Genomic DNA, 15,485 nt, shown 5'->3' on the forward strand with positions numbered 1-15,485 from the left:
GCTAAGTTAGTTTTTGATCAATTATTTAGATTAGCTTTTTTATGATTATATTTATAAGTTTTTTTGCTTTTAGAAAAATTTTTTATAAGCGTTAAGGAAGTATTAAGGTTAGCTATTTAAAATAGATTTTGATGAGAGATTGGAGGTGAATTTAGTGAAGGAGAAAAAGTTTAGGCATGAGATTAAGCATTATATAAATTACTCAGATTATAGAGCAATTAAAAATAGATTAATGCATATTATGAAAATTGATGCAAATGCTAGTGAAAATAATGAATATAAAATACGAAGTCTTTACTTTGACAATTTAAATGACAAGGTTCTTATGGAAAAGATTAATGGAGTAAATTATAGAGAAAAATTTCGTATAAGATTTTATAATGATAATCACTCTTTTATTAAACTAGAAAAGAAATCTAAGATAAATGGATTATGCTCAAAGGATAGTGAGTTAATAAGTAAAGAAGAATGTGAAAAAATTCTTAAGGGAGATATTGAATTTTTAAGATATAGTAATAAACCTTTATTTATTGAATTTTATTCAAAAATTAAGGGAGATTTATTAAAGCCTAAGAGCATAGTTGATTATGTAAGAGAAGCTTATATATACAGATTAGGAAATGTGCGTATAACCTTTGATAAAAAAATAAGAACAGGAATATACAGCACTAATATATTTGATAGTGAAGTACCTACAATAGAAGCCATAGATAATAATATAGTTGTGTTAGAAGTAAAGTATGATGAGTTTTTACCAGAATTAATACAAGATATTATTCAAACTAATGAGCGTAGAGCATCAGCTATTTCTAAGTATGCAGCTTCAAGAATATATGGATAAGCTTTTTATAAGGTTTGTTTAAATTAAGATAAATCAGAAAAACATGTAAAAAATACATTAGTTTAAAATATAGGATTAAATTAGGAGGATAAATAAATGAGCAATCAAGCAGTTAATTTTAGTGACATATTTAAATCAAGTTTTGTTGATAAAATGACATCTATTTCATTTTTAGACATGTTTATAGCAATGATCCTTTCTTTTGCAGTAGGATTATTTATAATGCAGGTTTACAAAAAAACATTTAAGGGAGTTATGTATTCATCAACTTTTGCAATGTCTTTACTGGCACTTACGTTAATAACTACATTAATTATACTTGGAGTTACTTCTAACGTAGTTCTTTCACTTGGTATGGTTGGTGCACTTTCTATAGTTCGTTTTAGAAGTGCTATAAAAGAACCTATGGATATTGCATTCTTATTTTGGTCAATAAGTGAAGGTATAGTTTTAGGTGCTGGACTTATTCCTTTAGCTATTTTAGGTGCCGTTTTTATAGGAATAGTAATGGTTCTATTTGCTAATAAGAAAACAACAGATAATCCATATATATTAGTGGTTAATTGTAAAAATGATATTAGTGAAAATAGTGTACTTAACATACTATCTAAAAATGTAAATAAATATTGTGTTAAATCAAAAACTATTTCTCCTTCAAGTGGAATTGAAATGACAATAGAAGTTAAGTTAAAGAATATAACTACATCCTTTGTTAATAAAGTATCAAAGATAGAGGGAGTTTCAAATGCTGTTTTAGTTAGCTATAACGGAGATTACATGGCTTAAGCTTTAGTTTATATAGATAAATACAAGTAGGAGAGGGTAAATTTATTCTCTCCTATTTTAAATAAATTGAATTTTTGTAAGGAGGGTGAGTTTAAGTGATAAATGAAAAGGCAAGTAAATATATTTCTCTAATAAGTATTTCCTTAGCTGTCATATTTGTTTTTGTATCCGTATTTGCTTTAAAGTCATTTAATTCTACAGAAGCACTTAGTACTAGTGGACAATCTTCTACTATTGATAAGGTTTTAAATAAAAATATTGTAACTGATATAGATATAAAGATAAAAGAAAGTGATTGGGAATGGTTAATTGAAAATGCTACAGATGAGGAATATAGAAGTGCAGATATAACTATAAATGGAGAAACTTTTTATAATGTTGGTGTTAGACCTAAGGGAAATTCAAGTTTATCTTCTGTTGCAAATGATGATACAACAGATAGATATAGTTTAAAAATAGACTTTGGACAATATGTTGACGGACAGACCTATCATGGAATAAGAAAACTAGCTTTAAATAATAATATATCTGATGCCACTTATATGAAGGAAGCAATATCTTATGACATATATAATTTTCTTGGGATTCCTACTCCAGAGTATTCTTATTCAAACATAAAGATTAATGGAGAACAGTGGGGATTATATTTAGCATTAGAAGTAATTGAGGAGAGATTTGTTGAAAAAAATTATGGTGAATTAGAAGGTAATTTATATAAACCTGAAACTATGGGAGTAGGGGCTAAAAAAGATGAAGGAAATAAAGATGCCATGCCTGATATGAAAAATAATCAAGGAAAAGAAGGGGGAATGATGAATCCACCTAATATGCCTAACAATGAAGGAAATAATAAAGCGGGTAATAAACCTATGAATATTCCTAATGAAAATCAAAATATGGCTGGCAATATGAATAAAGAAAATGCAGGAATGGGACAAATGTCTCCTATGATGGGAGGAAAAAATAATGAAGGTGCTGATTTTAAATATATAGATGATAATATTAGCAGTTATTCTACTTTAAGAGATAGTGCAGTATTTAAGAGTACAACGGATGAAGATTTTGAAAATGTAATTGAAATGATGAAAAGTTTAGAAAGTGGTAGGGATATAGAGAAATATTTAAATGTTGATGAAGTTCTTAAGTACTTTGCAGTAAACACTTTCTTAGTTAACCTAGATAGTTATTCAGGGGGAATGTATCATAATTATTATCTTTACGAAAATAATGGAGTTTGTGAGATACTTCCATGGGACTTAAATTTATCCTTTGGAGGATTTGCCACAAATAGTGGAAGTAGAGCTGTAAATTTCCCTATTGATTCTCCTGTTACAGGTAATTTAGAAAATTTCCCTCTTATAGGAAAACTTTTAGAAAATGATGAATATAAAGAGAAGTATCATGAGTATTTAGAAAAGATAGTAAATGAATATTTTAAAAGTGGTATTTTCAATACCACAGTTATCAATAATGATAAGTTAATAGGAGATTACGTAAAGATTGATCCTACAGCATTCTATACTTATGATGAATACAAAAATGCCATTAAAGAGTTATTAGTTTTTGGAGAGGATAGAACAAAGAGTGTAGAAGCTCAGTTAAATGGAGAGCAAACATCAACGGAATATGGAAATATTGAAACTTCATTAAATTTAAAAGCTTTAGGTGAACAAAATATGGGTGGAAAAATGCCTAATGATAAGATGAATGAAGAAAATTTAGCGAATAATAATGAAGAAAATAATAATGGACAATCTATTCCAGAAGGTGGAAGACCTTTTAATGGAGTAAACATGGGAGAAGCTCCTAATAATATTAATAATCCTAATGGTAATATGGATAATAAAATACCTAATATGGGAAACATGCCTACACAAGAAAATATACAAGAGGCTATGAAGATATTGAATAACATGGATTATTCAAGCTTAAGCGAAGAGGAAAAGAAACAATTAAATGATTTAGGAATAAGTGAAGAAAATATAAATATGTTTAATAATATTCCTAAACAAGGAGAAAGAGGAGAAGTTAGAGAAACCTTTAATAAAACATATTATGTAATATTTGGAGTGGTTCTTTTAACACTATTAATTTCCCTAGTTTTTGTAACAAAGTATAAAAGAAAAAGATACTAAGTATATTAAAAAGCTACACATAAATGTGTAGCTTTTTCTTTTAGGAACATATAAAAATAAAATTACATATTATATAACTAAAGTATTTTTATAATAATTAATTATCAATTGATAATATAAATTATATATATGCCTTGATTTTATAGATTTTATTTAAGTTTTAATATATTAATTGATAATATTAGGGGGATAAATATGGAGTCAAGATATTGTGAAGCAAATAAAGTAACAATTATATCTATATTATGGAATATAGTTTTAGCTATAATCAAAATATTAGCAGGTATAATAGGAAAGTCTAATGCTATGATAGCAGATGGTGCACATTCAGCATCAGATATTATAAGCTCTGTAGGAGTATTAATTGGAAATAAAATAGCAAGCATACCAAAGGATAAGGGACATAATTATGGACATGAAAAAGCTGAAACTTTAGTATCTTTTTTATTAGCTATCCTACTAGTAATTTTATCTATAAAGATTGGGTATAATGGTGTTTATTCACTTTTTCATTTAAATGAAGTTCAAATTCCAACTGCCTTTCCTTTAGTTGTATCAGTTATATCTATTATTATAAAGGAATATCAGTATAGAATTACTATTAAGGTAGCTAAGAAAACAAATTCACCGGCACTTAGGGCTGATGCATGGCATCATAGGTCAGATGCATTATCCTCAGTTGCAGCTTTTATAGGAATAGGTGGAGCTATTTTAGGGTTTAAATCACTAGATTCCATAGCATCAATAGTTGTTGCTCTTTTTATAGCAAAGGTAGGAATTGAAATTTTAATAGGTTCAGCAAATGAGCTTATGGATATTTCTATTGATGAGGAGAAGGAAAAGGAAATAAAAACTATAGTAGATGAAGTTGAAGGAATTAAGTCTTTAAGAGAGATTAGAACAAGAAAGTATGGGGCTATGGCTTATGTAGATTTAGTAATATGTGTTGATAAAGATATTTCAGTTTTTGAGGGACATAGGATTGCTAGTGATTTAGAGAATCTAATATTAAAAAAAATGAAATTTATTAAAGGTGTTACTGTTCATGTTGAACCTTTAATATAACTTTAAGATTTATATTTATAAAGTAATTTTAATAAGGATAGATAAACTATCCTTATTTTTTTATATTTATTTAATATGTGGTAACTAAAAAGTGCCTAATTGTTTAAACTAATACAAGTTGCTAAAATTAAATTAACTTAAGAGAGAATAATGTATTTTAAAAGAGATTTTAGGATAAATTTATATAAGAATTAATATTAAAAGTTTGGAGTGAGAAAAATGAATAAATATGAATATATTATAATAGGATTTGGAAAAGGTGGGAAAACACTTGCTGGTTACTTAGGAAAACTAGGTAAAAAGGTTGCTATAATAGAAAAATCAGATAAGATGTATGGTGGAACATGTATAAACGTTGGATGTATTCCTACAAAAACTTTAGTACATAAAGCAAAAGTGTCCTTATATAAAGGGTTAAATACCTTTGAAGAAAAGGAAAGAGAGTATAGAAAAGCTATAGAAGAAAAAAAATCTTTAATAGAAGCTTTAAGAAATAAAAATTATAATATGCTAAATAATAATGAAAATGTAGATGTATTTAATGGAACAGCTTCATTTATTTCAAATACAGAAATACTTATTAATAGTGAAAAAGAAGATATAATTTTAGAGGGAGAAAAAATCTTTATAAATACAGGAGCTACTACTATAATTCCTAATATACAAGGAATAAAAAGTAGCAGTAAAATATATAACAGTACTACAATAATGGAATTAAAAGAATTACCAAAACATTTAGTTATAGTTGGCGGTGGATATATTGGATTAGAATTTGCATCAATTTATGAAAGTTTTGGCTCAAAAGTAACAGTAATAGAGGCCTTTGATAGAATTGCTGGCAGAGAAGATGAGGATATTTCTAAAAGTATAAAAGAAATTCTAGAGAAAAAAGGAATTGAATTCTTATTAGGATCAAAAGTTAAATCTTTTGAAGAAATACATGGAGAAGTTGAAGTTTCTTATGAAAATAGCTTAGGAGAGTTAAATAAAATTACAGGAGATGCAGTTTTAGTAGCTATAGGTAGAAAACCAAATACTGAAGAATTAAATTTAGAGGCTGCAGGTGTTAAAGTAACAAATAGGGGAGCTGTAGCAGTTAATAATAAACTAAAAACAAATGTCCCTAATATCTGGGCTATTGGAGATGTTAATGGTGGTCCTCAATTTACATATATATCTTTAGATGATTTTAGAATTATAAAAGATAATTTATTTGGAGAAGGAAAGAGAAGTACTGATGATAGAAAATTTATTCCATACTCAGTATTTATTGAACCAAACTTATCTAGAGTTGGATTAAGTGAAAAAGAAGCGTTAGAAAAAGGCTTTGAAATAAAAACTGCTAAATTAGAAGTTAATACTATTCCAAGGGCAAAGGTTATTGGAGAAACTGAAGGAATGATGAAAGCTATAGTAGATGTAAAGACAAACAAGATACTAGGTTGCACACTTTTATGTGCAGAATCAGCTGAAATAATAAATATAGTTACCTTAGCTATGAAAGCTGATGAGGATTACACTTTCTTAAGAGATAATATATTTACTCATCCAACTATGAGTGAGGCTTTAAATGATTTATTCTCATTAATTTAGTTGAAAATTATAATTTTATATTGTGATATTAAAAAAGTGGATTCTTAAGGAATCCACTTTTAATTTTTTATAAGTTCATACTAACTTAAAGATGTTCTTCCAATAGAAGTATTATCAGATTTTCTATCTCTTAAAGCAACAATTGGATTTTCTTTTGTTTCAAATCTATAATCTTCATTATTTTTTGAAATAAAATCAACTATGACCTTATGACTTGGAACATCTTCAACATTTTTATTAACTTTATTTTGGAATTCATGGAATGATGAATCAGGACCTAATTTACTTACATCAACGTAATCATCTTTTATAGTTGTATTATTAACAGTATTATCTAATATATCTCTAACATAAGATATATTTTCTCCAAGTGTTAGAAGCTCTGGGAATTCACCATTTGGAATAACTTCTTGCCATTCTTTATTTTCATATTTTTTAAGAAGATCACAAGCTTTATGTAATTGAGCAACTTCCTGAACGAAGCATTGTTCCCATAGTCCTTTAATATATGGATCAACTTCAGAATTATAACAAGAATAATATAAATATGCTTCAGTGTATTTATGCATAAGTAGATTTTCAAGCCATGTACAGTTAGGATCTAAAAGACTTCCATAGTGAGAAACGTGTTGTTCTTCTATTAAGCCTATTTCTTGATAAAGATTTCTTCCAATATCACTAGTATAGAAACCTGCTATATTCATGTAATAATTCATAGTTTGTTGTTCTGCTGCAGTTATTATTGATATATCTAGTTTAGTAATAAGGTCTGCTGTTTTAAAATCAACAAAGTTTCTTATGTTTTCAGCTGGGCATCTATGTTCAGATATGGTTGGTCTACCTGGCATTATTTCTGTATAATGTCCAACTAGATTTTCTGCTTTTGTTCCTTCTTCCATAAATAATAAATCTGAATATCTATATAAATGGTCAAAATCTTCAAGTAATGCAAAATCTAAAGCTTTTTTAACATGTTCATTAGGTTCACGCTTTGCAAGTCTAGCAGTTAAATCTACAGCTAGTTGTTCATAGCTTATAGTAGTCTCTAAAATACTTTCATTAGCAGGTCTTAGTGAACTAATTAGCATTTGTTGTTGTTTATCTAATCTTCTAGCAAGGGCAAGTTCTCTTCTAAGTTCATTGTTATTACAATTTCTAGAGAATTGATGAGAAAACCAGTTTGCTTCAAATTCAGCTCCATTCATTAAAATTATTCTAGTTTTTGTATAAGGATCAACTTCGTTTTTATTATAAGGTTTTACGTAAATATTTCTCCAGTCTGTGAAATGGTCTTGAATTTTTGAGCTTTTTTCTAAAAATGGATTCATAATAAATAAATCACTACCTTTCCAAATTTTAATATAATTTTAGTATTACAAAATCCTTTTTTAGTATTCATTAATTATGAAAATAATCATTTATTTGTAATCATATGGTACAATTAACTTAATAAAAGATTATTTGGAAAAAATATATATTATTAAGGGGGGACTTATTTGAGAATAATCGATATTATATTAAGCATAACTATATTGATTAGTAGTGCAGTTAATACTATTATTGGCAAAGATAATAAACTAATGAACTATTCAGAGGATAAATTAAATGAATTAGAAATATATAATTCTGCTAGTTTAGAAAAATTTATTTTAGAAAGAAATTTTGAAAGTTTATTAGATAAATCTAATAAAGAATTTAGCCATAATATTGAGCAAGACTTAATAGATAATAGTTCAAATGTGGAAGAAGATAATTCATATCCAGAGACTAATAGATTTAATAGAGAAAATAATTTAAAGGATTCTGTTATTAGAGATGGATATGGTGCTTACATTGAAGATGGTTACATAAAATTTGGAGAAAAAAATAAGAGCTTAAGAATTTTTACTAAAGGTAATTATGAAAATGATGGAGCTAAATTAGATTTAGATGTCAATGATTATGATGATACTAGAGAGCTTGAAAATACTTATGGTTATTTAGTTGGAGAAGAACCAATTAGTCTAGGTGGTTTAGATAGTGGTTATTACTTTGAAACGGTAATAATAAAAGGGGTGATGGTTGAATATCCTAATATAGTTGTTTTAGATAAAAACTATCAATTAGATGATAAATCAGCACTTTCTTTTAAAAGTAAGGATGGACTAATTGAGTTTTCTTTAGTTAACCTTAAAAATTATAATGATGATGACAGTAAGTATCTTTATAAAGAAGAAACTAGTTATGGAGAGGTATTAGAATCTAAGTGTGGTGATGATTGGTTTTACTCATATACTAAAAAAAATGGTGAGATTCTGTATAGTTTAAAAGTTTTAGATGGAGATAGAGTAAAAGGATTTTCTTATAAGTTTCCAGTTCAATATAAAGATGAATTTAACCCTATTATAGAACGAAGTAGAAAAACCTTTGAAATGTTTAATGGTTTTCCAAAGAGTATAAATTAAAATATATTTTAACAGTATAATTAAATATAAGTTTAATGTATTAAAAAGTTTAAGAAGATAGAGGTAATTTCATGTATTTATCTCTATCTTTAAATTTTTTATAATAAGGGTTAGGTAAAATAGTAATTAACTTTTTAGTTGAATTATTTTATAATATAGATTTAAAAGTAGAGTAGATAGTAGGTATAAGTAGTTTAGAATAATTTTATTGAAAATAAGGAGGGATATGCCTTTGAACTTAGATATTTTAATGAAGAACTTAGTAAGGCGAACTTCCAGTTTTACTAGAGAACAAGGTAAAAAGTTAATTAAGGAAGCATATGTGAAAGATGTTAGGGGCAAGAGCATAGATGGAATTTATCATATTTATGGGAGTGTATTAAATGATGATAAAAACTGGGATTATAATACACACATAAAAATAAATATGAAAAATAGTGATATTGTTGGTACTAATTGTAGTTGTGAAACCTTTAAAGAGAATAGTAAACATATAAAAAATTATGTGTGTAAACACATTTCAGCAACTAATGATGTTTTTTATTCCTTAGCAAAGAAGAAGATGCAAAATAATAAGTTAAAAAGTAATAATAAAACTCAATTAGTTAAAGAGAAAAATGAGGAACATAAAGGGCAAGAAAAGAGATTTTTATCTTTAGATATAAATATTAAGCACATGGTAAAAGAGGGGATTACTTTATTTAACTGTGAGTTTAGAATTGGTGCAGGAAATTTAAATTTAATACTGGATTTAAAAGATTTCTTATATAAAAATAGCTTAAAAAAGCCTTTAAAATTTAATGATGGATTTACTTATAATCCATTAAAAGATGAGTTTTTAGAAGAAGATAAAAGAGTTCTTCAATTTGTAGCAAGCCATAAGGATATGATAAGTGGAAGATATTTAAGGCTTAAACAAAATAATCTAAAGGATTTTCTAAAATTAATAGATGAAAAGAAAAAAATAAATTTTAATTTTAACTCAATTAATTATGAGGTTAAGGTGAAAAAGGAAAATGTTCCAGTAGCCCTGACTTTAAAGGAAGGCAAAGAGGGATTTGTATTAAGTCACCATAAGAAATTTCCTGTTATTTTAAATAACTTAGGAGATGTAATGTTTTTTGATAGAAATTTATATCTTCCAAGGAAGAGGCAGTTAGAATACTACATTCCAATTCATAAGTTGTTTCTAAAAAATAATACAATCACATATAAGAAGAGCTTAGAGAATTTAAGAAGTCTATTAGAAGAACTGAAGAACATAAGCAAGAATATAGTTTTAGATGAAAATATTAGAGTTTTTAAAGAAAAGCTTATGAAAACAACCTTTAATTTATATAAAAATAAGGGAAAAATTTATTGTAATGTAAAAATTGATTATTGTGGATACATAATTGATTTAATAAGAGATGAAAAAGATAATAGCTTTTTAAGAGATTTAAAAAGTGAGAAGTATATAGAATTTCAACTTGAAAGATTTAAGTTCATAAAGAGAGAAGAAGATTTTTGTTTTATAGGAAATGAAGAGGAAATGTATGAGCTTTTCTCTAAGGGAATTAAAAGGCTTAGAGAACTTGGAGAAGTTTTATTATCAGAAGAACTTAAGGAGTTTAAGGTTTTAGATTCATCACTTATTTCATCAGAACTTAAAGAGCTTAGTAATTTCTATAAGCTTAAGTTTGACTTTGGAGATTTTGAATTAAGAGAACTTAGGGAAAGCATAGAGGCTATGAAAAAGGGAGACCGCTTTTATAGAACTAAGAAGGTTTATTTAGATTTAGAAGACCCTGGTATAGTAAACTTTTTAAATCTTCTAGAGGATTTAGGATTAGAAAATATAAAAGATAATGAAGTCTATATAGATAAGAGCAAGGTTTTATATATTCAAGAAAAATTAAAGGATAGAAATCTCTCCTTTATAAAAGGGGGAAATGTTCTTCAAGAAATAGTAGGAAAACTTCTAAATAAACAATTTAAAAGAAAGCTTGTTCCAAAGGCTTTAAATGCAGAGCTTAGACCTTATCAAAAAGAGGGGTTTAAATGGATTAATGAAATTACTGATTTAGGTTTTGGTGGAGTTTTAGCAGATGATATGGGACTTGGTAAAACCCTTCAAATAATAGCTTTTTTATTATCTCAGAAAAAAAGCAAAAGCATAGTAGTTGTTCCAACTTCTGTTATATATAACTGGATGGATGAGTTTGAAAAGTTTGCTCCAAGCATAAGGATTGGATTAGTCCACGGTAGTAAATCTAAGAGGGATAAGGTTTTAAGGGATTTTAAAAGAGGCCTTGGTATTAAGATAGAAGAGTCTAATTTAAAAGAAAAGTCTTATGAAAAATATGATGTTTTATTAACTACCTATGGAACCTTAAAGAATGATGAAAAATCCTATGAAAACTTAAGTTTTGATTATTGCATAATAGATGAGGCTCAGAACATAAAGAATCCAGTAGCACAAGCAACTTTATCTGTTAAAAATATTAAATCAAGATGTAATATTGCCTTAACAGGAACTCCTATAGAGAATAATTTAATGGAGCTTTGGTCAATATTTGATTTTGTTATGCCTGGATATTTATTTACTAAGGAGAGATTTAGAGAAAGATTTATTTTAGATGAAAGCAATTTAAGTGAATTAAAATCCTTAATAACTCCTTTTATTTTAAGAAGACTTAAGGAAGATGTTTTAAGTGAACTTCCAGAAAAACTTGAGAAAAAATACTTAGTAGAAATGAAAGGAAAACAAAAACAGTTATATAGTTTCTATGTAAAGGCAATAAAGAATCAATTAAATGAAAATAAAAGTTCTGAAAAGAGTGGAAGAGATAAAATTAATCTATTTGCCTATTTGACAAAATTAAGAGAAATTTGTTTAGATCCTTCACTAGTTGTACCAGATTATACTGGAGGAAGTAGTAAGCTTACTGTGGTAAAAGAAATTGTAAAAGATGCTAGTGAATCAGGAAAGAAGATTTTATTATTTTCTCAATTTACTTCAGTACTACAAAAAATAGAAGAGGACTTTAAAAAAGAGGATATTTCTTATTTATACTTAGATGGAGGAACTTCTGCTAAGGATAGAGTAGAGAGAGTTAAAAAATTCAATGAGGATAGTAATATTAAAGTGTTTTTAATATCCCTAAAGGCTGGGGGAGTTGGACTAAATTTAACCTCTGCCAGTGTGGTTATACATTTTGATCCTTGGTGGAATCCAGCCGTAGAAGACCAAGCTACAGATAGGGCACATAGATTTGGACAAGAAAATAAAGTTGAAGTTATAAAGTTAGTTGCAAAGGATACTATTGAGGAAAAAATAGTATTAATGCAGGAGGATAAAAGAGAACTTATTCAAAGTTTAATGGATGGAAAAACTATGGATGGTAAGGGATTAAAACGTCTTACAGAAGAGGAAATTAGTAAATTATTTGAGTAAGAATTTAATAAAAGAAAAAAAGCTAAGATGTTTAAGCACCTTAGCTTTTTTTCTAATCTTACTATTATCTGTAGTTGGTGGCAAACCAAGTTAGAGAGTTTAAAGAAATAAGACTAAAATTAATCTTATTTATACATAAAAATCATCCAAGTTATTTTTAAAGCAAAGAAGGTTGTTTACTCTAAAAATACAATATAAAAAACAGGCTAACAGAAAATCCGAAAAGTTTATAGTATAACCATACGTTCCTAAAGTATGTTATTGAAATTTAAATATACTATAATTACATTATAAACTACTATTTGCAATATATAAACTAATTTTTAAAATTTGGTTAAAATAAATATTTTTACTAAAGAAAAAAAGGATAATTTTATCTTAGAAAGAAACTATTATTTAGGGAATTCTAAGGGATTTATAGATAACAGAATTTTAATAGTAGTAAGAGGGAAATAGTACTATTAAAATTATATTTGAATATGAAAAGGGGAAATTTATGAAATTAGAAAGAAAAAATAGTGGGATAATATTTCTTATATTTGGAGTTGTTTTTGTTTTAAACGCCTTAAATCCAGTAATGGAGTTACTGTATATTAAAGCTAAGGGAGAAATTGCAGAGGCAAAAATAGTTGCATATGATTTTATTCAAAGAAGTAGCAGAAGTGGAAGAGGGCGTTCTTATAAGTATATCCCTATAATTGAATTTTTTGATGGAAAGGAAATTGTACAGGTTCCTGTAACAATGAATTCCTTAAATGAAGAATTAGATATAATAGGATTAGATGTTAAGGTTAGTTACTTGAAAAATACTCCATCTAAGGTAATAATAGATGATAAACTATTTTGGTTATATGAGATATCTAATTCTTTAGTAGTTGTTGGCTCTTTTTTATTAATGGTTATGCTAAGTCAAATGTCTGTAGAAACATATAGAGGAAGAGAATTAACCTTTAATGTTCCTACAAAGAATAAAATAATATTTTTGATTTCAGGATTGCCAGGAGTTATAGGGACATTTCTTAGTTTTTACTATGGCTTTATTACATTAAAATATAATGGGCTAGGTTTTACTTCGGGAACCTTAATATTATCTTTGTTGATAATAGGAGTATATCTATTGGGAATAGTTAATTTTCTTAAAATAAAAAATAATTATTGGGGTTAGATTTTATTATAAATTCTTTGAATAGTTAATTTAAAATTAATGTTAACTAACTTAATTTTAGGAACTAATAAATTATGTTAGTTCCTTTAATTTTTACATATTTTTTCTGGTATATTAGTTTTGAAAGTTATTCAGTAATTCTGTTATAATTAAGCAGATGAATTTAGAACTAATATAAATAAGAATTTAACTTTAGGAAGGAATGTTTATAATTACTAATGAGAATAAACAAGCTTTTTAGCAATTTTGGGATATGCTCTAGAAAAGAAACTAATAAAATTATTAGAGAGGGAAGGGTTATTGTTAATGGCAAGCCATGTATTGAGGGGCAATGGGTTGAATTAAGTGATGAAATACTTTTAGATGGGAAACCATTAGTTCCAAAGGAAAAGATTTATATAGCACTTAATAAGCCTGTAGGAGTTGTATGTACTGCTGCAGAAGAAGTTAAGGATAATATAATAGATTATTTAGGGATAGATGATTATGTTTTTCCAATAGGAAGACTAGATAAGGACTCTCAAGGATTAATAATTTTAACTAATGATGGAGATTTAGCAAATGAAGTTTTAGCAGCAGAAAATAACCATGAAAAGGAATATATAGTAACCTTAGATAAACCTTTTTATGATGACTTTATTGAAAAGATGGAGCAGGGTGTTGAAATATTAGGACAAGTAACAAAACCTTGTAAACTAAAGAGAATAAATGAAAATACCTATTCAATAATATTAACTCAAGGGTTAAATAGACAAATAAGAAGAATGAGCAAGGTTTTTGGTTTTAATGTAGTTAAGTTAGAGAGAGTTAGAATTCTTAATATAACTCTTGAAGACATAGAATATGGAAAGTGGAGATGTATAAATAGGGAAGAAATTGAGATTTTAGAAAAACTTATAAAGTAGTTAAGGGGATAAAAATGGGAAATGACAATAGAGTAAAAGTATGGTTTACAAAATTAATACTAATTTTAGTATCTATATTAATTATTTATTCAATCATATCTGATTTGTATAAAATTAGTTATCTTGAATTTAAAGGCGTAGAAACAACAGGAAAGTTAATAACTTTTAATGAAAAGATTAATTCGGGAAAGTTTAAGTCAAAATCATATACTCCCGTTGTAAGGATAAAGGTTTACGGACAAGAGATTGATGTTCCTGCAAAGTTAAATAAAATTGATAAAGACTTAGTTGACTTTGTTGGGGATGAAGTGAAAGTTAAATATTCTTCTAAAGATTATAATCTTTTAATTATAAATGATAAAAAATATCTTTTAAATAGAATTAATTACATGCTACTAGCAGTTCAAATTTTAATATTTGCTTTATTATCTGTTTGTATGAAGGCTACTTGTGGAGAAGATGGGAAAGTAAAATGGATTATTGGGAAGAAAAATCCTGTTTTAAATTTGTTGTTTTGGACACCAGGTTTAGTATTTTCATTTTCATGGATTTATTATCAAATAATATTAGGGAAGTATGCCATGGAACAGTTTGACTTTATAGGTGCATTAGGTACATTTATGTTTTTATTAGTTTATATTATTATTGCTTATAGTTTTATTAAAAGGAATAAAAAATTTCATAAAGTTTAAATAAAACAATGAAAAGCTCAAAATAAACTAGAAAATTATATTTATTAAAATAGTTTGTAGGGTTGACACTTTGAAATTTATTGCATAGAATAAAATTAACAATAGAATATTAATCGGTAGGTGAGGTTACCACCGGGATACGGATTGCTGCCGCAAAATAGTGGAGACACTATGAGAAGGTTAGCAGGCTATGTCGAGAAACAAGGCATAATCTAATGCAATTTCATTGCCCAGTGAAGCTAAAACTTGAACGATATTACACTTAAGCAAATTTTTTGCTTATAGTTTTATTTGATTTGAATTTAATCCTTACCTAATTTTAGGTAAGGATTTTTTATATTTAAATAAAAACTTATTTAAACTTATTTTAAGAAAGTTGAGGTGGTAGTAATGGATACGGGGAGTAGTAGAGGCATAAAAGTC

General features: G+C 26.9%; 11 protein-coding genes and 1 riboswitch. Of the genes, 10 read left to right on the forward strand and 1 reads right to left on the reverse strand.

Annotated features, from left to right (window positions below; translation table 11 throughout):
• Nucleotides 1-154: 154 nt before the first annotated feature.
• From ACYUCG_RS02690 to ACYUCG_RS02710, 5 genes are all read left to right on the forward strand, one after another.
• A complete protein-coding gene (locus tag ACYUCG_RS02690; protein WP_003456340.1) occupies nucleotides 155-841 on the forward strand; it encodes a polyphosphate polymerase domain-containing protein in 687 nt (228 codons plus the stop codon).
• Nucleotides 842-937: 96 nt separating this feature from the next.
• Nucleotides 938-1,627 (forward strand): DUF4956 domain-containing protein, encoded by a 690-nt coding sequence (locus ACYUCG_RS02695; RefSeq protein ID WP_460268034.1) that lies wholly within the window; start codon nucleotides 938-940, stop codon nucleotides 1,625-1,627.
• A gap of 95 nt (nucleotides 1,628-1,722) precedes the next feature.
• Nucleotides 1,723-3,762, forward strand: a complete 2,040-nt coding sequence (locus ACYUCG_RS02700) for a CotH kinase family protein (RefSeq protein ID WP_460268035.1) — start codon at nucleotides 1,723-1,725, stop codon at nucleotides 3,760-3,762.
• Nucleotides 3,763-3,957: 195 nt separating this feature from the next.
• The gene (locus ACYUCG_RS02705) at nucleotides 3,958-4,827 is read left to right on the forward strand and encodes a cation diffusion facilitator family transporter (RefSeq protein ID WP_111744169.1); all 870 of its coding nucleotides are present in this window, start codon (nucleotides 3,958-3,960) and stop codon (nucleotides 4,825-4,827) included.
• A gap of 219 nt (nucleotides 4,828-5,046) precedes the next feature.
• The gene (locus ACYUCG_RS02710) at nucleotides 5,047-6,420 is read left to right on the forward strand and encodes an FAD-dependent oxidoreductase (RefSeq protein WP_460268036.1); all 1,374 of its coding nucleotides are present in this window, start codon (nucleotides 5,047-5,049) and stop codon (nucleotides 6,418-6,420) included.
• Nucleotides 6,421-6,500: 80 nt separating this feature from the next.
• Here ACYUCG_RS02710 and ACYUCG_RS02715 read toward each other — a convergent pair whose 3' ends face one another.
• Nucleotides 6,501-7,748, reverse strand: coding sequence for a hypothetical protein (locus tag ACYUCG_RS02715; RefSeq protein WP_460268038.1), 1,248 nt, complete (start codon nucleotides 7,746-7,748; stop codon nucleotides 6,501-6,503).
• Nucleotides 7,749-7,916: 168 nt separating this feature from the next.
• Here ACYUCG_RS02715 and ACYUCG_RS02720 point away from each other — a divergent pair, with 168 nt between their 5' ends.
• The 5 genes from ACYUCG_RS02720 to ACYUCG_RS02740 all read left to right on the forward strand — a co-directional run bounded on the left by ACYUCG_RS02720 (nucleotide 7,917) and on the right by ACYUCG_RS02740 (nucleotide 15,062).
• Complete coding sequence (locus ACYUCG_RS02720) at nucleotides 7,917-8,864, forward strand: hypothetical protein (protein ID WP_460268039.1); 948 nt, start codon at nucleotides 7,917-7,919, stop codon at nucleotides 8,862-8,864.
• Nucleotides 8,865-9,096: 232 nt separating this feature from the next.
• Entirely contained in the window at nucleotides 9,097-12,300 is a 3,204-nt protein-coding gene (locus ACYUCG_RS02725) for a DEAD/DEAH box helicase (protein WP_460268040.1), read from the forward strand.
• Nucleotides 12,301-12,796: 496 nt separating this feature from the next.
• Complete coding sequence (locus ACYUCG_RS02730; protein WP_283679784.1) at nucleotides 12,797-13,465, forward strand: DUF3592 domain-containing protein; 669 nt, start codon at nucleotides 12,797-12,799, stop codon at nucleotides 13,463-13,465.
• 218 nt (nucleotides 13,466-13,683) lie between these two features.
• On the forward strand, nucleotides 13,684-14,370 hold the full coding sequence (locus tag ACYUCG_RS02735) for a pseudouridine synthase (protein WP_283679790.1): 687 nt from the start codon (nucleotides 13,684-13,686) through the stop codon (nucleotides 14,368-14,370).
• Between the two features lie 14 nt (nucleotides 14,371-14,384).
• A complete protein-coding gene (locus ACYUCG_RS02740) occupies nucleotides 14,385-15,062 on the forward strand; it encodes a hypothetical protein (protein ID WP_415319140.1) in 678 nt (225 codons plus the stop codon).
• Nucleotides 15,063-15,167: 105 nt separating this feature from the next.
• A riboswitch (M-box (ykoK) riboswitch) is annotated at nucleotides 15,168-15,326 on the forward strand.
• Nucleotides 15,327-15,485: the final 159 nt, after the last annotated feature.

This window comes from Clostridium sp. CTA-17 (assembly GCF_054767895.1).

Bases quoted from the DNA above. Each gene is read 5' to 3' on its own strand.
- ACYUCG_RS02695 (WP_460268034.1), top strand. From the start codon at position 938: ATGAGCAATCAAGCAGTTAATTTTAGTGACATATTTAAATCAAGTTTT.
- ACYUCG_RS02705 (WP_111744169.1), top strand. From the start codon at position 3,958: ATGGAGTCAAGATATTGTGAAGCAAATAAAGTAACAATTATATCTATA.
- ACYUCG_RS02710 (WP_460268036.1), top strand. From the start codon at position 5,047: ATGAATAAATATGAATATATTATAATAGGATTTGGAAAAGGTGGGAAA.
- ACYUCG_RS02715 (WP_460268038.1), bottom strand. From the start codon at position 7,748: ATGAATCCATTTTTAGAAAAAAGCTCAAAAATTCAAGACCATTTCACA.
- ACYUCG_RS02730 (WP_283679784.1), top strand. From the start codon at position 12,797: ATGAAATTAGAAAGAAAAAATAGTGGGATAATATTTCTTATATTTGGA.
- ACYUCG_RS02735 (WP_283679790.1), top strand. From the start codon at position 13,684: ATGAGAATAAACAAGCTTTTTAGCAATTTTGGGATATGCTCTAGAAAA.
- ACYUCG_RS02740 (WP_415319140.1), top strand. From the start codon at position 14,385: ATGGGAAATGACAATAGAGTAAAAGTATGGTTTACAAAATTAATACTA.